This is a genomic window from Streptomyces sp. NPDC053493, from assembly GCF_044544825.1.
Taxonomy (GTDB): domain Bacteria; phylum Actinomycetota; class Actinomycetes; order Streptomycetales; family Streptomycetaceae; genus Streptomyces.
In genome coordinates this window covers 143,720-168,185 of sequence record NZ_JBITXS010000010.1, presented here as the reverse complement: position 1 = coordinate 168,185, position 24,466 = coordinate 143,720, and the positions used below count along the sequence as shown (strand labels likewise).

The following is a 24,466-nucleotide window of genomic DNA, read 5'->3' as shown; positions in this document are numbered from 1 at the left end:
GTGTCGGGAGTGGGCGGCAGCTGTCAGCGTCCGTCGTGCGAGGGCTCGTACGAGGACATGGGAGGCGGCGAGCTGTACTGCGACACGTGCGGGCTCGCGCCGGTGGTGGCGCCGGGCGGCCTGTTGCGGTCGACGCGGACCGGGGTGGCGGTGCCCGGTTCGGGCACCGCCGGGCAGGGCGCCGACTCGTCGCGTTCCGGTTCGACCGGGTCGGCGGCCTCGTCGCGTACGTCCTCGCGGTCGGCGCGGTCCTCGGCGTCGCGGCGTTCGGTGTCGGGACGGCTGTCGCGTTCGCTGTCGGGTCCGTCCACGGCGCGTTCGGTGTCGGTGCGCAGCTCCGGTTCGACCGGCGGCCCGTCGGGGCGGGGCCGGCTGGGCGCGGGCCTGGTGACGGTGCCGGAGGTGCCGCGTCCCGATCCGCGGGCGGCGGTGATGACGGACCCGGAGGTGCCGGAGAGGAAGCGATTCTGCTCGCGTTCCGACTGCGGTGCGCCGGTGGGCCGTTCGCGCGGCGACCGGCCGGGCCGTACGGAGGGCTTCTGCACCAAGTGCGGCCATCCGTACTCGTTCGTGCCCAAGCTGCGCGCCGGTGACGTGGTGCACGGGCAGTACGAGGTGGCGGGCTGTCTGGCGCACGGCGGCCTCGGCTGGATCTATCTCGCCGTCGACAAGGCGGTCTCCGACCGCTGGGTGGTGCTCAAGGGCCTGCTCGACACCGGCGACCAGGACGCCATGGCGGCCGCGATCTCCGAGCGCCGTTTCCTCGCGGAGATCGAGCACTCCAACATCGTCCGCATCTACAACTTCGTCGAGCACCTGGACCCGCGCACGGGCTCCCTGGACGGCTACATCGTCATGGAGTACGTCGGCGGCAAGTCGCTCAAGGAGATCGCCAACGACCGCCGCACACCGGACGGCCGGCGCGACCCGCTGCCGGTCGAGCAGGCCTGCGCGTACGGCATCGAGGCGCTGGAGGCGCTCGGCCATCTGCACAGCCGCAACCTGCTGTACTGCGACTTCAAGGTCGACAACGCGATCCAGACCGAGGACCAGCTGAAGCTCATCGACATGGGCGCGGTCCGGCGGATGGACGACGACGAGTCGGCGATCTACGGCACCGTCGGCTACCAGGCGCCCGAGGTGGCCGAGGCCGGTCCCTCGGTGGCGAGCGACCTCTACACCGTGGCCCGCACCCTCGCCGTGCTGACCTTCGACTTCCAGGGCTACACCAACGTCTTCGCCGACTCGCTGCCCGAACCGGACGGCATCGAGGTCTTCCGCACCTACGAGTCCTTCTACCGCTTCCTGGTGCGGGCCACCGACCCGGACCCGGCGCGCCGGTTCGCCTCCGCGCAGGAGATGGCCGAGCAGCTGACGGGTGTGCTGCGGGAGGTCGTGGCGCTCCAGTCGGGGCGGCCGCGGCCGGCGCTGTCGACGCTGTTCGGCGCCGAGGTGCGGGTGACGGACTCGGAGCTGTTCGCGGAGCTGACCGACGACGTGTCGGTGCTCGGCGCACGCCGGAACCGGCGCGGCCGGCGCGGCGCCCTGCCGACCTCCGTCGCGGGCCGGGCCGGCAGCTTCCTGCGCCCGCTGGACGTGCCGGCGACCGCGCTGGCGCTGCCGGTGCCGCGGGTCGACCCGGGCGACCCGAACGCCGGCTTCCTCGCCGGTCTGCTCGCCGCCGCGCCCGCCGAGCTGATCACCGCGCTGCACGCGGCGCCGGTCGCCTCGCTCGAACTGCGGCTGCGCGAGCTGCGGGCCCGCCTGGAGATGGGCGACCTCGGCGCCGCCGGACGGGCGCTCGCCACCCTGGAGCAGAGCCACGGCGACGACTGGCGGGTGGTCTGGCTGCGCGGCGTGACCTCGCTGATCGGCGGCGACCGGGAGAGCGCGGCGGTCGCCTTCGACGCGATCTACGACGCCTTCCCGGGCGAGCCCGCGCCCAAGCTGGCCCTGGGCGTGTGCGCCGAGGTGCTCGGCCAGTTGGACAACGCCGCCGAGTACTACCGCCTGGTGTGGACGACCGATCCCAGCTATGTGAGCGCCGCCTTCGGCCTGGCCCGGGTGCAGCTCGCGGCCGGCGACCGGGCAGGCGCCGTACGCACCCTGGAGTCGGTGCCGGAGTCGTCCATCCACTACACGGCGGCCCGGGTGGCCGCCGTGCGGGCCCGGCTGCGCCGCCGGCCCGCGAACGAGCCGCTGGGCGCCGACCTGACGGCCGCCGCCGCGCAGGTCTCCGCGCTGCAGGGCTTCGGCCTGGACGCGGTGCGCCGCGAGCAGCTGTCCACCGAGGTGCTGGGTACGGCCCTCGACTGGGTGCTGTCCGGCAGCCCCGGCGCGGGCCCGGCGGGCACGGTGCTGCTCGGCAGCGAACTGGACGAGCGCGGACTGCGCTTCGGCCTCGAACGCTCGTACCGGGTGCTCGCCCGGCTCGCGCAGCGCGGCGAGGAGAGGATCGAACTGGTGGAGCGGGCCAACCGTTTCCGCCCCAGGACGTGGGTGTGAGTATGTCCCTGAAGCCCAAGCCCCCGCATCCCCTGGGGAACTGCCCCGGCTGCTCGGAGCCGCTCGAGTCCGGCGACCGCTTCTGCGGCGCCTGCGGCTACGACCTGTCGGCAGCGCCCGCCCCGGAGGCCGACCGGCCGACGGTCCCGATCGCCCTGCCCGTGGACTGGCCGGAGCCTCCGCCGCGGGACCCGGACTCGCTGACCGCCGCCACCCAGCATCCCGGCGAGCTCCCGGGCACCGACTCGGGCGGCCGCGACCTCCCGACGGTCCCGGTCCGTACGGACGAGGTGCCGGAGACACCGGGCCGGGGCCCGGCGGCCACGGCCGGCGGCGGAGAGGACGGCGCCGGAAAGGCCGGCGGCGGCGAAGAGTCAGGCGCCGACGGGGACTTCACGCTTCCCGCGCCCGATCCGCGGGCCGCGCTGCAGGCACCGGCCACGCCGGCCTCGGCGGCCGCCGCACCGGGCCAGGCACCTGTCGTACCCGCCGCTCCGGGCCAGGCACCCGCCGCGCCCGCCGCGCCCGCGGGCGGTGACGAGCGGAAGGTGTGTGTGGCCTGCCGCGCCGGCCGGGTGGACGGCGACGGGTACTGCGAGCACTGCGGGCACGCCCAGCCGCGCGAGCGTGACCACATGGAGGAGGAGCTGCCGGCCGTCGCCGCCGTCAGCGACCGCGGGCTGCGGCACCACCGCAACGAGGACTCCTTCGCCGTCGCCGCCGCCGCGCTACCCGACGGCTCGCCCGCCACGCTCGCCGTCGTCTGCGACGGCGTGTCCTCGGCGACCCGCCCCGACGAGGCGTCCGAGGCCGCGGCGGCCGCCGCCCGCGCCGCGCTGGTCGCGGCCCTGCCCCGCGGCACCCATCCGCAGCAGGCCATGCACGAGGCGATCGTCGCCGCCGCCGAGGCGGTCAACGCGCTGGCCGGGCAGGCCGACGCGGCGGACCGCGACCACCAGAACGCGCCGGCCTGCACCCTCGTCTCCTCCGTCGTCGCCGGCGGTCTGCTGACCGTCGGCTGGGTCGGCGACAGCCGCGCCTACTGGGTGCCCGACGACCGCAGCTCGCCGCCCGCCCGGCTCACCGAGGACGACTCGTGGGCCGCGCAGATGGTCGCGGCCGGCCTGATGAGCGAGGCGCAGGCGTACGCGGACGAGCGCGCCCACGCCATCACCGGCTGGCTCGGCGCCGACGCGTACGAACTGGAGCCGCACACCGCCGCGTTCAAACCGGACCGGCCGGGCGTGGTCGTGGTCTGCACCGACGGGCTGTGGAACTACGCGGAGGCCGCCGAGGACATGGCCCGGATCCTGCCGCCGGACGCGGCCGGGCGTCCGCTGCACGCCGCCCAGGTCCTGGTGGGCCACGCCCTCGACGGCGGCGGCCACGACAACATCACGGTCGCGCTGCTGCCGTTCACGCTCCCGCCCTCCGGGGCAGGATCCGCCTGACCGGCCGCCGACCGCCCACGCCCCGACATGTCACCGACACGTCCCTCCTTCTCGTGAGCCGAGGAGCCGCATCACCCATGGCCAACTTCACCAAGCCGACCGGACCGCAGTTCTCGGTCGACGTCTACCAGAACGAGTACCTGCCCGAGGGCGGCCGGGACGTCAGCGCGATCGTCACGGTCACCGCCACCGGCAACGGCGCCGGGCCCGCCCCGGCGCGGGTCCCGGCCCAGGGCCCGGCGGACGCCGTCCCCGGCGCCCCGGCGCCCGCCGCCGCGTCCGGATCGGCCGCCGTCGTCCTGATGCTCGACTGCTCCGGTTCGATGGAGTACCCCGCGACCAAGATGCGCGGGGCCCGCGAGGCGGCCGCCGCCGCCATCGACACCCTGCGCGACGGCACCTCCTTCGCCGTCGTCGCCGGTACGCACGTGGCGAAGGAGGTCTATCCGGGCGGCGGGCGGCTCGCCGTCGCCGACGCGTCGACCCGCGCGCAGGCCAAGGAGGCGCTGCGCGCCCTGGACGCCGGCGGCGGCACCGCCATCGGCACCTGGCTGCGCCTGGCCGACCGGCTGCTGTCCGCCTCCGACGCGGCGATCCGGCACGGCATCCTGCTGACCGACGGCCGTAACGAGCACGAGTCGGCCGAGGAGCTGCGGGCCGCCCTGGACGCCTGCGCGGGCCGCTTCACCTGCGACGCGCGCGGCGTCGGCACCGACTGGGAGGTCGACGAGGTCAAGGGCATCGCGCGGGCGCTGCTCGGCACGGCCGACATCGTCGCCGACCCGGCGGGCCTGGCGGACGACTTCACCACCATGATGGAGAACGCCATGGGCAAGGAGGTCGCGGACGTCGCGCTGCGCCTGTGGACCCCGGTCGGCGTCGAGATCGTCTTCGTGAAGCAGGTCGCGCCGACCGTCGAGGACCTGACCGGCCGGCGCACCGAGGCGGGCCCGCGCGCCGGCGACTATCCGACCGGTTCGTGGGGCGACGAGTCCCGCGACTACCACGTGTCCGTCCGGGTGCCGCAGGCGGCGGTCGGACAGGAGATGCTGGCCGCCCGGGTCTCGCTGGTCGTCCCCGACCCGGCGGGCGGCGCGCCGACGACGCTGTCCCAAGGGCTGGTACGGGCGGTGTGGACGGACGACATGGCGATGAGCACGTCCATCAACCCGCAGGTCGCCCACTACACCGGCCAGGCCGAGCTGGCCGACGCGATCCAGCAGGGCCTGGATGCACGCAAATCGGGTGATCGGGACGGCGCGACGGCCAAACTGGGGCGTGCGGTGCAGCTCGCGGCGGCCTCGGGCAACGCCGATACGGCGAAACTGCTTTCGAAGGTGGTGGACGTGGTCGATGCCGCGACGGGTACTGTGCGTTTGAAGGCGAAGGTCGCGGAAGCGGACGAGATGACTCTCGAGACGCGCTCCACCAAGACCGTTCGCGTGAAGAAGTAGCCGAGCGACAGCCCGCCAGGGCGAGGACGACGAGAGGGGGAAGCACCGACATGCCGACCTGCCCGAACGGACACCAGTCGGTCTCCGACGACTGGTGCGAGGTCTGCGGCCACCGCATGGCGGCCGGGGCGGGTGCGCCGGGTGCCGTACCGCCGCCGCCTCCCCCGCCGCCGCCCGCGTACGGCTATCCCGGCCCCGGCGGGCCGGGCGGACCGGTCCCGCCGCCGCCCCCGCCCGCGCCCGGCGGCTTCGCGCCCGGCGGCGACCCGAACGCGACGGCGCAGGCGGAGCTGTGCCCGCAGTGCCGCACGCCGCGGGAGCACATGGCGCCGTTCTGCGAGGAGTGCCGCTGGAACTTCCTCACGAACACGGCGACCTCCTACACGCCGGTCGCCCCGCCGCACGGGCGCCCGCCGGCCCCGGCCGCTCCTCAGGGCGCGCCGCAGGGCCCGCCGCCCGGGCTCAACCTGCCGCCGGGCTTCCAGTCGCCGCCGCAGCCTCCCGCCCAGGCGCAGCCGCAGCCGCCGCACCCGGACCCGTTCGAGTACCAGGGTTCGCGGCCCTCGCAGGTGAACCGGCCGGCCGAGCCGCTGGGCGCCGAGCCGACGCACCACCAGGCACCGCCGCGCCCGCCGCAGGTCCCCGGCCCGCAGGCGCACCAGCCGCCTCCGGCGCCGCACGCCCCGCACGCGTTCGCGGCCGCCCCGCCGCAGGCCGCGCCCGCGCCGCCGGCGCCGCCGCAGCCCCGTGCGGACGACGACTGGATGCTGTCCCCGCCGTCGCAGCCGCACGCCCAGCCGCACCCGCCGGCGCCCGCGCCCGGCCCCGTACCGCAGGGTCCGGGTCCGCAGGGTCCCGGTCAGCACGGTCCCGGTCAGCACGGTCCCGGTCCGCAGGGTCCCGGTCAGCACGGTCCCGGTCCGCAGGGTCCTGGCCAGCACGGTCCCGGTCCGCAGGGTCCGGGTCCGCAGGCTCCGCCGCCGTACCAGCAGCAGCCGCCGCAGCCCCAGGCGCCGCAGCCGCAGCTGGGCTGGACGGCGGTGGTCGGTCCGGACCGTGAGTACTTCATGGCGATGATGCAGCGCAGCGGCCCGGAGGCGTCCGGGCTCAACCTGCCCGCGTACTCCCCCGAGCAGCACGTGCCGCTCCAGGGCAACCAGATCAGCATCGGCCGCCGCCGGCACTCCACCGGTGAGTCGCCCGACATCGACCTGTCGGTGCCGCCGGAGGACCCGGGCGTCTCGCACCAGCACGCGGTGCTCGTGGCGCAGCCCGACGGCTCGTGGGCGGTGGTGGACCAGAACTCCACCAACGGCACCACGATCAACGGCTCGCCCGACCCGATCCAGCCCTATGTGCCGGTGCGGCTCCAGGACGGCGACCGGGTGCACGTCGGCGCCTGGACGACGATCACCGTGCGCCGCGGCTGAGCGGCGACGACGTTCACAGGTCCGGCAGCGGCCAGGCGTACGGCCCCTCGGGGTCGTCCAGCCAGGCCCACTGCCGGCCGCCGCTCACCGTCACTCCGAAGCGCTCCCGCTCCGGCCGCCGCTCGCGCTGCCAGAGCGAGAGCGCTTCGCGCATGTCCAGGACCTCGCCGGCCAGACCGGCCAGGAACTGGAAGCCCTCGTCCTCGTAGACCCGCCGCGGCACCCCGCCGGCGCGCCGGCGCGGGACCCGGACGCCGCCGCCGCGCAGCGCCACGAAGTACGCGGAGGTGGCGAGGAAGCGGCCCTCGGCCTGCCCCGGGCCGTCCACGGTGAGCAGGACCAGACCCGTGGACAGCGGAGTCAGGACGCGGGCGCCGGGCCGGCACTGGTCCAGCCAGGCGTACGGGACGGAGGGCACCGCGCAGGTGGCCATGATCCGGTCGTACGGGGCGCGCTCGGGGCAGCCGCGGGAGCCGTCGCCGGTGACGACGGCGGGCCGGTAGCCGGCGGCGGCGAGGTGGGCACGGGCCGACTCGGCGATCTCCTCGTCCAGGTCGATCGTGGTGACGTGCTCGTCGCCGAGGCGTTCGCACAGCAGCGCGGCGTTGTAGCCGGTGCCCGCGCCGATCTCCAGGACGTCGTGGCCGTCGTGGACGTCGAGGGCTTCGAGCATCTGGGCCATGAGGGAGGGCTGGCTGGCGGAGGAGACCAGCTCGCCGTCCCTGACCCGGGTGGCGAGCGCGCTGTCCCGGTAGGCGCCGCGCAGCCAGCGGGTGCGGCGGAGCGGGGCCGGGTCGCCGGACCAGAGGCGTTCGTAGCCGCCGGTGCCGGAGACGTAGTAGTAGGGCACGAAGAGGTGGCGCGGGACGCGGGCGAAGGCCTCGCGCCAGGCCGGGTCGCCCAGGGCTCCGTACGCCTCGATCTCGCGCACCAGGGCCCGCCGCGCCCGCGCGCCCTCCTCGGCGAACGTGTCGCGCATGCGTCCAGGGTGCTGCGCGACGCCCGGTTCCGGCCAGCGGACCGTGGCCCGACAGCGGGCAGTCCTAAGCCTCGGGTCCTCGGCCGGGGCATCTGAGACGATGGAACGGTGAACGAGATTCCGCGCGGCACGCTTCAGGAGCAGTCCTTCTACGAGCAGGTGGGTGGCGAGGAGACCTTCCGTCGCCTGGTCCGCCGCTTCTACCAGGGTGTCGCGGCGGACCCGCTGCTGCGGCCGATGTACCCCGAGGAGGACCTCGGCCCGGCCGAGGAGCGGCTGGCGCTCTTCCTCATGCAGTACTGGGGCGGCCCGCGCACCTACAGCGACGGCCGCGGGCACCCGCGGCTGCGGATGCGGCACGCGCCGTTCACGGTCGACCGGGCGGCGCACGACGCCTGGCTGCGGCACATGCGGGACGCGGTGGACGAGCTGGGGCTCGCGCCGGAGCACGAGGAGCAGCTGTGGCGCTACCTCACCTACGCCGCCGCCTCGATGATCAACACCGCGGAGTGACCGCGCCGGGAGCCCCGTCTGACCGGCCGGGAGCCGTCGTCTGACCGCCCGCTCCCGGACGAACACATTCCGGTGACCGGACGTCGATTAACGGTCACGATCGCATCAAGGTGGGTCCGAAAGCGGTTTCCAGGGCCAAGCCCCTCTGAAAGCATCCGGAGAACGTTCGATAGTGAACGATCGCGGTGTTTTCAGGGGGGAAACGGGTGACGGGCTTCGTACTTCTGCGGGTCAGAGCACATCGCCTGCTCCTCGCGGCCGCCCTGCTCGCCGTCCTCCTCACCACCGCGGTGCTCGCCACCCTCGCCGCCTTCTCCGGGTCCATCGGCGACGCCGCGCTCCAGGGCACCCTCCGCGGCCGCTCGGCGCCCGCCGCCGCCCTCGTCGTCTCCGGCCAGATCCCGCCCGACAAGCGGGCGAGCGCGGACGCCGCCGCCCGCGCGGGTGCCGAGCGGACCTTCGCCGGGCTGCCCGTCACCGTGCACAAGCTGGCCCGCTCCGGCCCGTACGCGCTGCCCCGCTCGCTCCAGCCGCCGGCCGCCCGGGCCGGCGACCCTGACCTCACCGACTTCGCCGCCCTCGACCGCTCGCGGCTGACCCTGGTCCGCGGCGCCTGGCCGAAAGCCACCGCCGCCTCGACCGCCGCGGGCGGCTCCTCGACCGCCGCGCCCGGCTCCTCGACCGCCGCGGGCGCCGGGACCGCCGCCGACGCGGGCGGCGGCAGCGCCGTCATCGAGACCGCCCTGCCCGAAGAGGCCGCCAAGCGGCTCAAGGTCGCTCCCGGCACCGTCCTCGACCTCACCGACCGGCTCGGCGGCCCGCCCGTACGGACCCGGATCACCGGCATCTACCGGCCCGTCGACACCGCCGACCTCTACTGGCAGCTCGACCAGGCCGCCGGGCGCGGCGTGAAGACCCTCGTCTTCACCACCTACGGCCCGCTGCTCACCGACCCGGCGGTCCTCGACTCCGGCCGGGTCACCACCGGCGGCACCAGCTGGCTGGGCACCGCCGACTACACCGGCGTGACCACCGACCGGATCGCCGCCCTGCGCGCCTCCGCGACCGAGGGCCCCCAGGCGATCGTCGCCGACACCGCCGGCTTCGGCACCACCGTCACCGCCTCCACCTCGCTGCCCACCGTCCTGGAGCAGACCGAGCGGGCCCTGCTCGTCTCCCGCTCCACCCTGTCGATCGTGGCCGTGCAGCTGGTGCTGCTCGCCGGTTACGCGCTGCTGCTCGTCGCCCGGCTGCTCAGCACCGAACGCTCCGGCGAGACCGCGCTGCTGCGCGCCCGCGGCGCCTCCCGCCGCCGGATCACCTGGCTCGCCACCGTCGAGGCGCTGCTGCTCGCGCTGCCCGCCGCCGTCGCCGCCCCGCTGCTCTCGGGCCCGCTCACCCGGCTCTTCGCCGACCGGACCGCGCTCGACGCGCTCGGTCCGGGCCTCGGCCTCACTCCCCCGCCGTTCGTCTGGCTGGTCGCCGCCGCCGTCGCGCTGTGCTGCGCCGCCGCGGTCGTGGCGCCCGCACTGGCCGCCGGCGACGGCGCCGCCGTCACACTGCGGCCGGGCCGCTCGGCCGCGCTGCCCGCGCCCGTACGGGCCGGGGCCGACCTCGCCCTGCTCGTCGTCGCGGGCATCGCCTACTGGCAGCTCGACCGGCAGACCGGCGCGGGCGGTGCGGGCGGCGGGGCGCTCACCGGCGACCGCTCCGGCGGCCTGGGCGTCGACCCGCTCCTGGTCGCCGCGCCCGCCCTCGCGCTGCTGGCCGGCACCGTCCTCACGCTCCGGCTGCTGCCGCCCGCCGCCCGGCTCGCCGAGCGGCGCGCGGCCGGCGGCCGGGGCCTGCCGGCGGCCCTGGCGGGCTGGCAGTTCAGCCGGCGCCCGCTGCGCGGCGCCGGCCCGGTGCTGCTGCTCGTGCTCGCGGTCGCCATGGGCATGCTGGCGATCGGGCAGAGCGACTCGTGGGACCGCTCGCAGCGCGACCAGGCCGACTTCCGGACCGGTGCGAGCGTCCGGGTGCTCGGCGCCGGCCCCGGCGAACTCGCGCAGACGGAGCGGCTCGCGGCCGTGCCGGGCGTCACCGAGGCGGCGCCCGTGCACCGCGCCGGTACCGACATCGCCGGGCGGCTCGCCACCGTGCTCGCCGTGGACACCCGGCGGGCCGCCGGCGGCGTCCTCCTGCGCCCCGACCTCGCCGACGGCTCGCCCGCCGCCCGCCTCGCCTCCGTACAGCCGAAGGCCGGACCGGCCCCGGGCCTCGCGCTGCCGGCCGGCACCCGCTCCCTGGGCCTCGAACTGCGCGACACGGCGCCGGCCGGCACACCGGCCACGCAGGTCACGGCCGTCCTGGCGGACCGTTACGGCGTCCCGTACCGCCGCCTCCTCGGCACCCTGCCCGCCGACGGCCGTCTCCACCGGCTCGCCGTGGCCCTGCCCGAACTCGACGGCGCGGGTGGTGCCGGTGGCGTCGCCGGTGGCGCGGGTCGCACCGCCGACGCGAGCGGCCTCGGTCTGACCGGCCTGGAGCTGAGCGGTGTGACCGGCGACGACGGCCGCGGCGGACCGCACGAACTCACCCTCGCCCGCGTGGTCTCCGTCCGCGCCGGCGGCGCCGAGCAGGCCCTCGACGCCCGCGCCGCGCTCGCCGCCTGGGCGGGCGAGTACACGACCGAGCTCAGCAGCGGCGAGACGAAGACCTTCCCGCTGAGCGGCCGGCCCACCGCCACGGCCCCGCTCACCGTCTCCTTCGGTGCGGGCGGCGGCGCGGACGGTGGCCAGGGCTCGGAGGGCTACACGCTGACGCTCTCCGCCCCGCGCCCCGTCCCGCCCAAGTCGATCCCGGCGATCGCCTCGGACGCCTTCCTCGCCGCCACCAAGGCCGGGCGCGGCGACCACGTCGACGTCACCTTCGGCGGCCACACCCTGAACGTGACGATCGCCGAGACCGTGCGCGAACTGCCGACCACCGGGCCCGGCGCCCGTGCGGTGTCCGCCACCGCCCCGGCCGCCACTCCCGAGGACGGCGGCGCGATCCTGGTCGACCTGTACGCGGCCAACCGGGCCCTCGCGAAGGACCCCGCCGCGGCCCTCGCGCCCACCGAGTGGTGGCTGACCACCGCGCCCGGCCGGGCCGCCGAGGTCGCCGCACAGCTCCGGGACCGGCCCGACGCCGACCCCTCGCTCGTCCTCGTACGGGACGAGGCCGCGGCCGAACTCCTCGGCGACCCGCTCGGCGCGGGCCCCAACTCGGCCCTGATGGCGGTCGCGGCCGCCGCCGCGGCCCTCGCGGCGGTCGGCTTCGCGGTCGGCTCGGCCGGCTCCCTGCGGGAGCGGGCGCGGGAGTTCGGGGTGCTGCGGGCGCTGGGCGCGCCGCGCCGCCAGCTGGCCCGCCTGGTCGCCGCCGAGCAGGGCCTGCTCATCGGCATCGGGCTGCTCGTCGGCGTCGCGCTCGGGACCGTCCTGACCCGGGTGGTCGTCCCGCTCGTGGTGCTCACCGGCCAGGCCGGCCGGCCCGTCCCCGCGGTCCTGGTCGAACTCCCCGTCGGCCACGTGGCGTTGCTGCTCGCCGGAGTCGCCGCCCTGCCGGTGGCCGTGGTCGCCGTCATCGCCCTGCGCCGCACGGACCCGGCCGTCACCCTGCGCACCCAGGGAGACCACTGATGACGCCCCCCGCCCGTCCTCCGAAGCAGCCGAACGACCCGACCTCCACCCCACCGGCCGCCCCCGGGCCCGCGCCAGGCGCCGGGTCCGGTTCCGGTTCCACACCCACGTCGTCGTCCACCTCCGCCCGCGGAAAGGCGAACGCCATGCCCCGCAAGCCCGCACGCGCCGTGGCGCCGTGGGTCCGTACCCGGCTGCGGACCGCCCCGGGCGGCGCGCTCGCCTACGGCCTGCTCGTGCTGGTGACGGCGTTCCTCGCGGCCGCGCTGCCGCGTGCCGTCGACGCGTACGAGACCGAGGGCCTGCGGCACGCCGTCGGCTCCGCCGCGCCGCGCACCACCGCGATGAGCCTCACCGCGTCCGTGCCCAGCAGCCTTCCGCCGGAGGCGCTGGCCGCGTCGTACGCGCCGGACAAGCTCCGCGCCAAGCGGGACCAGCTGGTGCCGCTGCTGCCCGCGCCGCTGCGCACCGATCCCACGAACTCGGCGTACGGCGTGCACACCACCAAGCGGATCCCGGGCCTCGACCGGTGGCTGCCCCAGCCGGACGGGCTGCCGCCCGAGCTCGTCCTCGACGCTCCCTCCGACCTGGCCGCCCACGCCACCCTCACGGCCGGCCGCGCGCCCGCCGCCGCCGCGGACGGCGGCATGGAGGCGGCGGTCACGGCGAAGACCGCCAAGGCGCTGCGTCTGAAGGTTGGTTCCGTCGTCCATGTGCCCGGCACCGACGGCACGCCGAAGCCCGTCACCGTCACCGGCATCGTCGAGCCGCGCGGCACCGGCGGCGGCTACTGGGCGGTCGACCCGCTCCTGGACACCCCGCTCTTCACCGCCAAGGGCGTCTCCGACCCGAAGTGGTACTGGGTGGCCACGCTGCTCGTGGCCCCGCAGAGCGCGCCCGGGCTGCCCACCACGCTCGGCGAGCCCGAGCAGTACTGGCGCTTCGCGCCCTCCGTCGGCCACCTCACCGCGCAGGACACCGACCGGCTGACGGCCGCCCTCGATTCGGCGGCCGGCGGCCCCGACCTGGTGCGGATGCGCGAGGTCGTCGGCCCGACCGGCTCCTTCGCCACCGGACTCGACGACGTCGTCGCCGCCCATGTCGGCATGCGCGCCGCCATCGCCTCGGTCGTCGCCGTCGCCGCCTTCGGCATCGGCGCGGTCGCGGCCGTCGTGCTCGCCATGACCGGCGGCCTGTTCGCCGCCCGCCGCCACGCCGAGCTGGCGCTGCTGCGCTCCCGCGGCGCCTCGCTGACCGGTCTCGGCGGGCGGCTGCTCGGCGAGACCGCCGTGGTCGCCGTCCCGTCCGCCGCGCTCGGGCTGCTGCTCGCCCTGCCGCTCGCCGCGGACGGAATCGGCGGCGGGACCGGCGGTGCCGGCGACAGCGGCGCCCGGTTCTGGCCGGCCTGCGCGGGAGCCGTAGCCGTCGCGCTGCTCGCCTCGCTCGTGCTGCCGCTGCGCGCGGTGTTCCTGCACCGCCGGCCCCAGCTGCACGGCGGGCGCGAGGACCTGATCGCCGCCCGGCCCTCCCGGCGCCGTACGGTCGTCGAGCTCACCGTCCTCGTCCTGGCGGCGGGCGCGGTCACCGCGTTGCGCCGCCGTGGCACCGGCGACGCCGGCGACCATCTGGTGAGCGCCGCGCCGGTGCTGGTCGGCCTGATCGCCGCGTTCGTGCTCGTACGGCTCTATCCGCTGCCGCTGCGCTGGATGGCCCGGCCCGCGCGCCGGCTGCGCGGCGCGGTCGGCTATCTGTCGCTGGCCCGGGCCGGACGCTCCTCGGCGACCGGCGCGCTGCCGCTGCTCGCGCTGCTGGTGGCGCTGACCACCGCGGCGTTCGGCGGTTCCGTGCTCACCGGCATCGCCGACGCCCGCGACCGGGCGGCGCTGCTCACGGCCGGCGCGGACGCCCGGGTCGGCGGCGACCTGGACGCGACGCCGCTGCCCGCCGGGATCGCCGAGACCGTGCGGGGCTTCACCGGCGTGCGGGAGGTGGCGCCCGTGCAGATCGAGTACGGCCTGGAGCTGCCCTCGCCGCGCGGCGGCGCCGTGCCCGGCATGGCCGCCCCGCTGATCGGCGTCGAGCCCGCCTCGTACGCGCGGCTCGCGGCCAGGACCGGCTTCGGGCCGTTCGCCGCCGAGCTGCTGAGGTCCACCGGCACCGGCGGCCCCGCCCACGTCGGCGACACCGGCCGGGTGCTGCCCGTGATCGCCTCGCCGCGGGTCGCCGAACGGCTCGGCGACCGGCCGATGGAGGTCACCGCGGCCGCCGGGCGCTTCCACGTGAGGGTGGTCGCCGTGCGCGCCACCACGCCCGCCCTGCCCGACAAGGACTTCCTCCTCGTCAACGCGGCCGACCTCACCAACCGGGCCGCGACCGCGCTGCTCGTGACGGCGGGCCCGGACGGGGCGCTCGACGGACGGGCCCTGCGCGCCGCCGTCGACGCGAAGGCGAAGAACCTCCAGGTGGTGCTGCGGGACGAGAAGCGGGCCGAGTACGTGGACTCGCCGATGCAGACCGGCGCCGAACGGATCTATCTCGTCGCCATCGGCGCGGGCGCCGGCTACGCCGTCCTCGCCGTGCTGCTGTCCCTGCTCCAGGCCGCGCCCGAACGCACCACGCTGCTCGCCCGGCTGCGCACCATGGGCCTGACCCGCGGGCAGGCACGGCGGCTGCTGGGTCTGGAGGCGCTGCCGCAGGCGCTGCTCGCGGCGGGCGGCGGCGCGCTCGTGGGCTGGGCGACGATCCTGCTGCTCTCGCCCGGCGTGGACCTGGCCCGGCTGGCGCTCGCCACGGCGCCGGACGAGGCGGTGGAGCTGGGCGCGGCGCTGCGGGCGGACGTGTGGTCGCTCGGTCTGCCGGCGGCGGGCGTGGTGGTCCTCGCGGGCGGGGCGGCCGTGGTGCAGGCGTGGTGGGCGTCGCGCAGGGGCTCGATCAGGGAACTCAGGGCAGGAGACGCACGATGACGACGACCTCGGGAACCTCCGGTACGACGGCTTCCGGTACGACGGCTTCCGGTACGACGCTGGAGGAGCTTGAGCGGCGGGCGGCGGCGCGGCGGGACGGGCCCGCGTACGGCCATGACGCGCTGATCGCCTGCGACCGTCTCGTACGGATCTTCACCACGGACGGTGTCGAGGTGCAGGCGCTCCAGGGCCTCGACCTGCTGGTGAAGGAGGGCGAGCTGATGGCGCTGGTCGGGGCCTCCGGCTCCGGCAAGTCGACGCTGATGAACATCCTGGCCGGGCTCGACGTGCCGACCGCCGGGGCCGCCAAGGTGGCGGGCTGCGACCTGCTCGCCATGGACGGCAAGGCGCGGCTGCGCTACCGCCGCGAGGTCGTCGGTTTCGTCTGGCAGCAGACCGCGCGCAATCTGCTGCCCTATCTGACGGCCGCCCAGAACGTGGCGCTGCCGATGCAGTTGAAGGGCGGGGCGCGCGGCGCGCGCCACAAGGCCCGGCGGGCGGAGGAGCTGCTCGCGATGCTCGGCATCCCGGAGATCCGCGACCGCCGCCCGCACCAGCTGTCCGGCGGCCAGCAGCAGCGGGTGGCCATCGCCGTGGCCCTCGCCAACCATCCGTCCGTGCTGCTCGCCGACGAGCCGACCGGCGAGCTGGACTCGGCCACCGGCGAGCAGGTCTTCGCGGCCTTCCGCCGTGCCAACGAGGAGCTGGGCACGACGATCGTGATCGTCACCCACGACCAGGCCGTGGCCTCCGAGGTCCGCCGCACGGTCGCCATCCGCGACGGCCGCACCTCCTCCGAGGTGCTGCGCCGCACCGAGATCGACGCGGAGGGCCAGGAGTCGCTGGTGGCGCGGGAGTACGCGATGCTCGACCGGGCGGGGCGGCTCCAGCTGCCCGCCGAGTACACCGAGGCCCTCGGCATGCGGCACCGGGTGGCGCTGGAACTGGAGCAGGACCACATCGGCGTGTGGCCGGACGACGTGGCGGACGGCGCGGAGCACTGAGACCGGGGCGCGGCGGGGCCGAAGGCAACCGGGCGCGCGGGGCCGGAGCAAACCGGGCGCGCGGGGCCGGAGGAAACCGGGCGGGGCGCGGACGCGTCCCTCTACGGGGGGTGACGCATGCGGAAGGTTCTCTCGTACGCCGGCACGGTCCTCGTGCCGTTCGGCGCCGGTGCCCTGCTCCACCTGTGGGCCGCCTGGAGCATGCGCAGTCCGGTGCGGCTGCCCACGGCGGTGGCGGTCCTCGTGGGCCTCGTCCTGGCCGCCGCCGCGCTGTTCGCGCACAACGCGCTCTTCCGGGACGGCGGGACCGGCGGCATCGTCGCGATGCTGCTGCTGGTGGCGGGCCTGGGCGCGGTGTGGGTGGAGGCGCGGGACTCGCGGGTGCGCGGCGAGGTCGCCGAGTGCGTGATCACGGGCAAGGCCACGGCGACGTACCACCCGACCTTCGGCGAGGGCGCGCCGAGCGAGAAGTGGCTCTACCGCCATCCGCTCGACTGCGACGGCGGCTATCCGACGGAGTTCAAGGCCGAGGAACGGATCGGCGACAAGGGCAAGACCGTCCGTATCGCCTACGACCCGGCCCATCGCATGGACCCGGTCCTGGAGAAGGACAACGTGGCCCGCGGCTCCCTGGTCTTCCCGTCGGTGCTGCTGGCCCTGTGCGCGGCGGTGTCGGCGTTGTCGATCGTCGCGGAGGACGCGGACGAGGAGGCCGAATTCACCCGTCGAGCGCCATGAGCCCGGCCGCCGTGGGCCGGAAGCCGCACTCCTCGTAGAAGCCGGCGAGGTGCGGCTCGAAGTCCACGTGCAGCCACTGCGCCCCACGGGCCCGGGCGGCTTCGGCGGCCGCCCGTACGAGCGCGACGCCGAGGCGCTTGCGCCGCTCCTCGGGACGCACGGTGGTGTCGAGCAGGAACGCGTGCGCGCCGCCGTCCCCGACGACGTTCACGTACCCGACGAGCCGCCCGCCCCGCCAGGCGGTCACATGCAGCAGTCTGCGCGCGAACACAGGACCGAAGTCGGTGTCCCGATGGCCGGGCCAGGAGGCCCGGAAGAGCTCGTTGAGCTCGGCGCCGGTGAGCTCGCGGTCGACGGCGAGCACGGGAGCGGCGTCGAAGCCCGCCGCGGACGCGTGCTCGGGGTGCCTCAACGGGCGGCGCCCGGGGTGACCGTCAAGGACGTGGGGCCGGCGGTGCGCAGGGCGATCGAGCCGTACGGGGTGCGCAGGCGGAGCCAGGGGCCGGCGGTGAACAGCGCCACCGGGAGCTGGTCGGCGCCGGCGCCGGGAAGGGCCGGCAGGAAGCCGAGGGACTGGGCGGCGTGGACGGCGCGCAGCGGCAGGCCGGTGGCGCCGAGGGTCCTGGACCAGATCTCGCGGCCGATGCGGTCGCGCTCGGCCCGGGTGCGCCGCTCCTCGGGCAGGGCCTCGTCGCGGGCCCGGAACTCGGCCACGGCCGCGGTGACCGCGCGCCGCATGTCCGCGACCGGAGGCAGTCCGGCGACCGGCTCCCAGCCGCCGCGGGGCGGCAGGACTCCGGCCCACGGCGGACCGGTGACGGCGTCGGGGACGACGGCCTTGCCGGCCGACTCCTCGATGCCTTCGAGGAGTTCGCCGGCGGACACGGTGACGTCCAGGTCGACCGCGTCGACGAGCCGGGCCGTACGGATCGCGACGACCTCGAACGACGGCGGCCGTCCGAACACGGCCAGCGCCCCGCCTCCCGCCTGGAGGCGGACGGCGGCGGCGCGGTCGTAATGCAGCAGGCGGCGCAGGAAGGCGGCGAGGCCCGCCGCCTCCCTGGCGTCGTCGAAGTGCAGCGGTGCGAGCGGCGTCATGGCGCGGACGTCATCCCGTCGTCCATGTACTCCTTCAGGAACGCGCGCTCCTCGTCGCTGATCCGGCGCGGACGCTGCTCCTTGAGGTCGAACGGCACGACCACCGTCGAGGCCCGTACGTACGTCACGTCCGGGTCCTTGATCTCGTACGCGATCGTCAGCGACGCCGCGCCCATCTTGGTGACCCAGGACTCGATGGTCACCGGCTCGTGCCGGTGGACCAGCGGCCGTACGTAGTCGATCTCGTGCCGGGCCACGACGGACCCGCCGGAGAACGACGGGCTCCCGTTCCCCGGCGCCAGCCGGAACATGAAGTCGATCCGCGCCTCCTCCAGATAGCGGAGGAAGACGACGTTGTTGACGTGCCCGAAGGCGTCCATGTCCGACCAGCGCAGGGGACAGGAGTAGATGTGCCGTGCCATGCGGTTCGTCAGCCTCGGGTCAGCTTCTTGTAGGTGGCGCGGTGCGGACGGGTGGCGTCCGGGCCGAGCCGCTCGACCTTGTTCTTCTCGTAGGACTCGAAGTTGCCCTCGAACCAGAACCACTTGGAGTCGCCCTCGTACGCCAGGATGTGCGTGGCGACCCGGTCGAGGAACCAGCGGTCGTGGGAGACGACCACGGCGCAGCCGGGGAAGTCGAGGAGCGCGTTCTCGAGCGAGGACAGGGTCTCGACGTCGAGGTCGTTGGTCGGCTCGTCGAGGAGCAGCAGGTTGCCGCCCTGCTTGAGGGTGAGCGCCAGGTTGAGGCGGTTGCGCTCACCGCCGGAGAGCACGCCGGCCGGCTTCTGCTGGTCCGGGCCCTTGAAGCCGAACGCGGAGACGTAGGCGCGGGACGGCATCTCGACCTGGCCGACGTTGATGTAGTCCAGCTCGTCCGAGACGACCGCCCAGAGGGTCTTCTTCGGGTCGATGTTGGAGCGGCCCTGGTCGACGTAGGAGATCTTGACGGTCTCGCCGACCTTGATCTCGCCGGCGTCCGGGGTCTCCAGGCCCTGGAGCATCTTGAAGAGCGTGGTCTTGCCGGCGCCGTTCGGGCCGATCACGCCGACGATGCCGTTACGGGGCAGGGTGAAGGACAGGTCGTCGATGAGGACCTTCTCGCCGAAGGCCTTGGAGAGGTTGCTGACCTCGACGACGACGGAGCCCAGGCGCGGGCCCGGCGGGATCTGGATCTCCTCGAAGTCCAGCTTCCGCATCTTGTCGGCCTCGGCGGCCATCTCCTCGTAGCGGGCGAGGCGCGCCTTGGACTTGGCCTGACGCCCCTTGGCGTTCGACCGCACCCACTCGAGCTCTTCCTTGAGGCGCTTCTGGCGCTTCTCGTCCTTGCGGCCCTCGACCTTGAGGCGCTCGGCCTTCTTCTGGAGGTAGGTCGAGTAGTTGCCCTCGTACGGGTGGGCGCGGCCGCGGTCGAGCTCGAGGATCCACTCGGCGACGTTGTCGAGGAAGTACCGGTCGTGGGTGATGGCCACGACGGTGCCCTTGTACTGGGCGAGGTGCTGCTCGAGCCAGTTCACCGACTCGGCGTCGAGGTGGTTGGTGGGCTCGTCGAGCAGCAGCAGGTCGGGGGCCTCGAGCAGCAGCTTGCACAGCGCCACGCGACGCTTCTCGCCACCGGAGAGGTTGTTGACCGGCCAGTCGCCGGGCGGGCAGCCCAGGGCGTCCATGGCCTGCTCCAGCTGGGCGTCGAGGTCCCACGCGTTGGCGTGGTCCAGGTCGTCCTGGAGCTTGCCCATCTCCTCCATGAGCTCGTCGGTGTAGTTCGTCGCCATCTCCTCGGCGATCGCGTTGAACCGGTCGAGCTTGCCCTTGATCTCGGCGACGCCGTCCTCGACGTTCTCCAGGACCGTCTTGGACTCGTCGAGCTTCGGCTCCTGCATGAGGATGCCGACGGAGTAGCCGGGCGAGAGGAAGGCGTCACCGTTGGAGGGCTGCTCCAGGCCGGCCATGATCTTCAGCACGGTGGACTTACCGGCGCCGTTGGGGCCGACCACACCGATCTTCGCACCGGGCAGGAAGCTCAGCGTCACGTCATCGAGGATGACCTTGTCGCCGTGCGCCTTGCGCGTCTTGCGCATGGTGTAGATGTACTCAGCCAAGAGAAACCGTCCGGCAAGGAGTGAGTGGGCAGATAGACCCATCTTGCCTGACCGAGCCCCGTCGGCGGAAACCAGTACCACGCCGTCCGCCTGACCTGGGCCTCACCCGGCCCCCACCGCCGCTCCACCCGGATCTCCATGCCCGGGTCCGGTCACGGAAGGTCATGGACGGTCACGGGTGGTCGCGCTCCGCCACGCCCGGCGGAGTCGCGGGTCCTGAAAAGCCGGGCGGCCCCGGTGCGCGTCTCGCGCACCGGGGCCGCTCGGATCAGGCGTGGGTCTTACTGGCCGACGGCCTTCTTCTTGCGGAGGAAGAAGATCGCGCCGCCGCCGACCACGACGAGCGCGACGGCGATGCCGGCGATCATCGGGGTGGCGCTGGAGCTACCGGTCTCGGCGAGGTCGCCGCCACCGGTGGTCGAGCCGCCGGTGGTGGTGCCACCGGTGGCCGGGGTCTGGGACGGAGCCGGGGTCTCGGACGGCTTCGGGCCCGGAGTGGACGTCTTGCAGTCGAGGACGCCCTTGATCTCCTTCTTGAAGTCGTTCGGACCGGTGATGGTGAAGTCGTACTCCGCGTCCTCGTCGACCGGGACGGTGATCGTCTTGGACTCACCGGCGGCGATCGTGTACTTCAGGCCCTTGAGGTCGAAGTTCCAGGCCTCGTCGCCCTTGTTGGAGACGGTGATGTCCACGCCGCCCTTGGCGCAGTTCTCCTTGAAGTCGACGGCCGGGACGACGCCCTGCTTCGCCCAGGTGGCGTCGATCTGCGCCTTGACCGTGGACTCGCTGCTGCCGGCGAGGATCAGGGTCTGCTGACGGCGCTCGGTGGTGCTCGCGAAGACGCGACCGATCGAGACCTTGGTGGTCGACTCCAGGTTCACCTTCGCGGAGCCGTCACCGGCACCGGCCGGCACGTCGACGTAGAGCGCGTCACCGTCGTTGGCCGAGGTGATCTCCTTGCCGCCCTTGTCGACGACCTTGACGCCCTTCGGGGCGTCGGCGGAGAGGGCGACCTTGGTCACGCCGGGGGCCGCGTTGGTGTGCACCGTGACGGGGCCGAGACGGCTGCCGGACTTGCCGGCGACCGAGGACGGCGACACGCTCAGGGAGGCCTTGGGCTCGCCCTGGTCCGGCGCCTTCTCCGCCTCGGCGACGAGGTAGTCGGTCAGCTTCTTGGCGTCGGCGTCCTGCGGAGCGGTCTCCACGTTGTCCGAGAAGTGCCAGATGGCCGCCTGCGTGGCCGCCGCGGCGGTCGCGTTGGTCAGGCCCTTGGCGTGCGCCTTGCCGGCCAGGTCGTTGAGGTCGTTCACCTCGGGGTACGAGTGCTGCAGGATCCAGCGGATCTTGCCGGCGTTCTTGTTGTCGTGCAGGGTCGACTCGTCCCAGCCGACCTCCTTGTACGACGTCCCCTGCTTGGTCTTGGTGAACAGGTCGATGCAGTAGGCCTTGAGCGAACCGCCACCGTCGACGGTGAGGTTGAAGACACCGCCCGTGTAGGTCTCGGTCTTGGCGCCGACCTTGACGTCGATCAGGCCGCCGTCGGCGATGCTGCCGAGCGTGGCGGCGGCACCGCCGCCACCGGCGTTGCCGTCCTTGGCCATCGCCGGTCCCGCGACAGCTATCGCACCCGCCGCGACAAGGCCCGTGACCACGGTCGCGGCGGCAAGGCGGGCGGTGCCGCGCCTCCGTACAGAAAACATGGATTTCCCCTCCGGGCGGGCTGCTCCGCGTCTTCCATCGATACGCGTGGGGGGAGCACCCGCCAGCAGACTCACTGACCCACTGGAAGCAAGCGCCTCATGAGTACCCGGGAATAGTAGGTAGGGGGAAGCCCCCCGTGTCCCGTCATGCGATCCGATAACCATACCGACTCGAAATCGTTATCAGAGGCCGGAAGTTCACGAAGAACCGCTGGTCACGGTGTCGACAAATTCCCACAACGCAAGGTCAGGAGGCGGTTACGGCAAGGTCGGAGGCGGGTGGCGTCTGCCAGGGATCGGGCACGCGGGCTTCCGGAATGCTCTGTTCCGGATTCTGCCTCACCGATCGCCGGAAGGCCGCCGTGCCCCGGGTCAGGTCGTGTCCCGCCGCCAGCGCGTCCACGTCCACGAAGGTCTTCCGGCGTCCGTCGCTCTCCTCCTCACGCACCTTCAGCCGGCCGTGCACCACCAGCGGTTCGCCCACGGACACCGACGCCGCCAGGTTGGCGCCCAGCGAGCGCCAGGCCGAGACCGTGTAGAAGCTGGTCGGGCCGTCCGTCCAGACCGCGCGCTCGCGGTCCCAGCGGCGGGCCGTCACCGCGAAGCGGAAGCGCGCCACCCCGCCCGACACCGTCTCCCGATACTCCACGTTCGTCGCCACGTTGCCGACCAGCGTCACCGTCGTCTCGTTCATGTCCCCGCTCCTCACGCCTCGTTCGCCTCGGATTCCTCCGCTCGATCTCCATGCTGGACCGAGCGGACGAAACCCGCTGAAGCCTGTGGACAACGGGAAGGTTGGGGACAACTCCGCCACCCGAACGAGCGATTCCGCACGGGCGGTACGGCCGTGGCGACCCGGCCGCCCGGGCCTCCCGTACGGCCCGTGCGGCCCGGCCCCCCCCGGGCGCCTCGAACGGCCCGTACCGCCCGCCCGGCGCCGGGGACCGCGCCTCACCGCACCCCCCGTGGGACTCCCGTCACCGCACTCCCCGTGGGACTCCCGTCACTGCACGCGTGCGACTCCCCGCGCCGGCCCGAAGCGCGTGACGCCGAAGCGCGCGCCGCCCGCCGCCCGGCTCGCCAGCCGCGTCGCGCCCGCCGCCGTCACGTACTGCTCGCGCACCTCCCGGTAGCGCATCAGCTCCGCCGCGATCGGGTCCAGGACCCGCGCCCGCCCGCAGGCCGCCGCCGCCTCGCGCAGCTTGCGCTCGGCCTCCTGCCCGTAACGCCGCGCCGGCCCCCGTACCGCCGCCGCGCACGCCCACTCCACCAGCGGCCCGCCGACGATCCCGGCGATCATGATCAGCACCGGCGGCCACAGCAGCGGCTCCACGACACCGACGATCTGGCCGACCAGCCACACGGCGCCGAAGATCTGCAGGAAGGTCATCACCACCTGCGCGAGGACCGCCGCCGGCCACCACGCCGGGCGGGGCGGCCGGGCCGCCGGGTCGCCCATGGTCACCGCCAGCTCGTCCAGGGCCTCCGGCAGCCCGTCGGCCCCGCGCGCCGCCGCCTCCCGCACGGCCTGCGCCCACGGCCCGGGCAGGCCGTGCGAGGCCTCCTCGGCCACGATCCGCACCGCCTGCTCGACGCGTTGACGGGCGGTCAGCTCGTCCTCGGTGCGGGACTCCGCGTGGGTGTCCGCGCTGCCGTGCGCGCGCACCCGCTCGTACCAGCGGTAGAGCCGCAGCCACGGCGTCCCGCAGGCGCGGATGGCGCCGCGCCGCCACACCCGCTCGGCCGCCTCGCCGGCCGCCCGGGCGCCGACCGCGACCGCGAGCCGGTCGGCGAAGTCCTCACGGGCCCGCTCCCCGAGCCCGGGCCGGCTGTCCGCCACGTACACCGGCCGCAGCTTGGCCGCGGCGGCGTCGACGTCGGCGGACAGCCGCCGCTCGGGCGCGACGCGCTCCTGCACGAACCGGCCGAGCAGCTCGCGCAGTTCCGGCACGCCCTCCCCGGTGTGCGCGGACAGGGCCAGCACGGTCGCGCCGGGTTCGCCGTGCTCGCCGAGCGCCATGCCGTCCTCGTCGAGGAGCCGGCGCAGGTCGTCCAGGACGAGGTCGGCGGCCTCGGTGCCGAGCCGGTCGATCTGGTTGAGGACGACGAAGGTGATCTCCGCGTGCCCGGCGAGCGGCCGCAGATAGCGCTCGTGCAGCGCCGCGTCCGCGTACTTCTCCGGGTCCACCACCCAGATCACCGCGTCGACCAGGCCGAGCAGACGGTCGACCTGGTCGCGGTGGGCGGTGACGGCCGAGTCGTGGTCGGGCAGGTCGATCAGGACAAGCCCCTGCAGGTCGGCGTCGGCCGCGCCGCCCGCCAGCGGTCTGCGCCGCAGCCGCCCCGGGATGCCGAGCCGGTCGAGCAGACCCGCGGCGCCCTCCGACCAGCTCAGCGCGATCGGCGCGGCGGTGGTGGGGCGCCGCAGCCCGGTCTCGGAGACGGGCACGCCGGCGAGGGCGTTGAAGAGGGTCGACTTGCCGCTGCCGGTGGCGCCGGCGATCGCGACGACGGTGTGCCGGGCGGACAGCCGCTGGCGGGCGGCGGCCTCGTCGAGGACCCGGCCGGCCTCGGCGAGCACCTCGCTCTCGACGCGGGTACGGGACAGGCCGACGAGCTCGTGAAGGGCGTCCAGGCGCGTGCGCAGGGCGCCTCCGTAGGCGCCGCCGAGGGCCGGGAGCGCGTCGTCGTCCTCGTCGGGTCCGCAGTCGCCGTCCCGGGCCGTGACGGTCGGGCCGGACGCGGCGGACGGGGCCGGGCGGCCGGCGGCGCGGCGCGCGATGAGGCCGTCGTCCCAGCGTCCGTCCGCCCGGCCGTCGGCCTGACCGCCCGCCCGGCCGTCGGCCTGACCCTCGGCCTGACCCTCGGCCTGAC

The 24,466-nt window shown here is 74.9% G+C and carries 17 protein-coding genes; 9 read left to right on the top strand and 8 right to left on the bottom strand.

The genetic code is table 11. The features are described from left to right. Positions 1 to 57: 57 nt before the first annotated feature. The 4 genes from ACIGO8_RS26300 to ACIGO8_RS26285 all read left to right on the top strand — a co-directional run bounded on the left by ACIGO8_RS26300 (position 58) and on the right by ACIGO8_RS26285 (position 6,840). The gene (locus tag ACIGO8_RS26300; protein WP_399735831.1) at positions 58 to 2,505 is read left to right on the top strand and encodes a tetratricopeptide repeat protein; all 2,448 of its coding nucleotides are present in this window, start codon (positions 58 to 60) and stop codon (positions 2,503 to 2,505) included. Positions 2,506 to 2,507: 2 nt separating this feature from the next. After that, complete coding sequence (locus ACIGO8_RS26295) at positions 2,508 to 3,956, top strand: PP2C family serine/threonine-protein phosphatase (RefSeq protein ID WP_399735828.1); 1,449 nt, start codon at positions 2,508 to 2,510, stop codon at positions 3,954 to 3,956. A 77-nt stretch (positions 3,957 to 4,033) separates the two neighbouring features. Then, positions 4,034 to 5,410, top strand: coding sequence for a VWA domain-containing protein (locus ACIGO8_RS26290; RefSeq protein ID WP_399735434.1), 1,377 nt, complete (start codon positions 4,034 to 4,036; stop codon positions 5,408 to 5,410). A gap of 50 nt (positions 5,411 to 5,460) precedes the next feature. Further along, positions 5,461 to 6,840 (top strand): FHA domain-containing protein, encoded by a 1,380-nt coding sequence (locus tag ACIGO8_RS26285; RefSeq protein WP_399735432.1) that lies wholly within the window; start codon positions 5,461 to 5,463, stop codon positions 6,838 to 6,840. Positions 6,841 to 6,853: 13 nt separating this feature from the next. Here the strand turns inward: ACIGO8_RS26285 and ACIGO8_RS26280 are convergent, their stop codons facing one another. Next, positions 6,854 to 7,819, bottom strand: a complete 966-nt coding sequence (locus ACIGO8_RS26280) for a methyltransferase domain-containing protein (RefSeq protein ID WP_399735429.1) — start codon at positions 7,817 to 7,819, stop codon at positions 6,854 to 6,856. Between the two features lie 108 nt (positions 7,820 to 7,927). Between ACIGO8_RS26280 and ACIGO8_RS26275 the strand changes: the two genes are divergently transcribed. The 5 genes from ACIGO8_RS26275 (at position 7,928) to ACIGO8_RS26255 (ending at position 16,699) form a co-directional block, all read left to right on the top strand. After that, positions 7,928 to 8,332: a globin gene (locus tag ACIGO8_RS26275; protein ID WP_399735427.1), complete on the top strand. Its 405-nt coding sequence runs from the start codon at positions 7,928 to 7,930 to the stop codon at positions 8,330 to 8,332. Between the two features lie 206 nt (positions 8,333 to 8,538). Continuing rightward, positions 8,539 to 11,994, top strand: a complete 3,456-nt coding sequence (locus ACIGO8_RS26270) for an FtsX-like permease family protein (protein ID WP_399735424.1) — start codon at positions 8,539 to 8,541, stop codon at positions 11,992 to 11,994. Between the two features lie 146 nt (positions 11,995 to 12,140). Further along, positions 12,141 to 14,957 carry an ABC transporter permease gene (locus ACIGO8_RS26265; RefSeq protein WP_399735421.1) on the top strand — a complete coding sequence of 939 codons (2,817 nt, stop codon included), beginning with the start codon at positions 12,141 to 12,143 and terminating at the stop codon, positions 14,955 to 14,957. Next, a complete protein-coding gene (locus tag ACIGO8_RS26260) occupies positions 14,954 to 15,961 on the top strand; it encodes an ABC transporter ATP-binding protein (RefSeq protein ID WP_399735418.1) in 1,008 nt (335 codons plus the stop codon). Before ACIGO8_RS26265 ends, ACIGO8_RS26260 begins: the two co-directional genes overlap by 4 nt. Before the next feature lie 117 nt (positions 15,962 to 16,078). Next, positions 16,079 to 16,699 carry a hypothetical protein gene (locus ACIGO8_RS26255; RefSeq protein WP_399735417.1) on the top strand — a complete coding sequence of 207 codons (621 nt, stop codon included), beginning with the start codon at positions 16,079 to 16,081 and terminating at the stop codon, positions 16,697 to 16,699. Here the strand turns inward: ACIGO8_RS26255 and ACIGO8_RS26250 are convergent. The 7 genes from ACIGO8_RS26250 to ACIGO8_RS26220 all read right to left on the bottom strand — a co-directional run bounded on the left by ACIGO8_RS26250 (position 16,680) and on the right by ACIGO8_RS26220 (position 24,374). Then, positions 16,680 to 17,111 (bottom strand): GNAT family N-acetyltransferase, encoded by a 432-nt coding sequence (locus ACIGO8_RS26250; protein WP_399735414.1) that lies wholly within the window; start codon positions 17,109 to 17,111, stop codon positions 16,680 to 16,682. The two genes, ACIGO8_RS26255 and ACIGO8_RS26250, sit on opposite strands and share 20 nt — an antisense overlap. Further along, a complete protein-coding gene (locus tag ACIGO8_RS26245) occupies positions 17,108 to 17,797 on the bottom strand; it encodes a hypothetical protein (protein WP_399735412.1) in 690 nt (229 codons plus the stop codon). The genes ACIGO8_RS26250 and ACIGO8_RS26245 overlap by 4 nt, the downstream gene beginning before the upstream one ends. Then, a complete protein-coding gene (locus ACIGO8_RS26240) occupies positions 17,794 to 18,219 on the bottom strand; it encodes an acyl-CoA thioesterase (protein ID WP_399735409.1) in 426 nt (141 codons plus the stop codon). Before ACIGO8_RS26240 ends, ACIGO8_RS26245 begins: the two co-directional genes overlap by 4 nt. Before the next feature lie 8 nt (positions 18,220 to 18,227). Continuing rightward, positions 18,228 to 19,892 (bottom strand): energy-dependent translational throttle protein EttA, encoded by a 1,665-nt coding sequence (gene ettA, locus ACIGO8_RS26235; RefSeq protein ID WP_399735407.1) that lies wholly within the window; start codon positions 19,890 to 19,892, stop codon positions 18,228 to 18,230. Between the two features lie 281 nt (positions 19,893 to 20,173). Further along, the gene (locus tag ACIGO8_RS26230) at positions 20,174 to 21,592 is read right to left on the bottom strand and encodes a Cys-Gln thioester bond-forming surface protein (RefSeq protein WP_399735405.1); all 1,419 of its coding nucleotides are present in this window, start codon (positions 21,590 to 21,592) and stop codon (positions 20,174 to 20,176) included. A 247-nt stretch (positions 21,593 to 21,839) separates the two neighbouring features. Next, positions 21,840 to 22,286: a single-stranded DNA-binding protein gene (locus ACIGO8_RS26225; RefSeq protein WP_399735402.1), complete on the bottom strand. Its 447-nt coding sequence runs from the start codon at positions 22,284 to 22,286 to the stop codon at positions 21,840 to 21,842. A 309-nt stretch (positions 22,287 to 22,595) separates the two neighbouring features. Beyond that, complete coding sequence (locus ACIGO8_RS26220; RefSeq protein WP_399735826.1) at positions 22,596 to 24,374, bottom strand: GTPase; 1,779 nt, start codon at positions 24,372 to 24,374, stop codon at positions 22,596 to 22,598. Between the last annotated feature and the right edge of the window lie 92 nt (positions 24,375 to 24,466).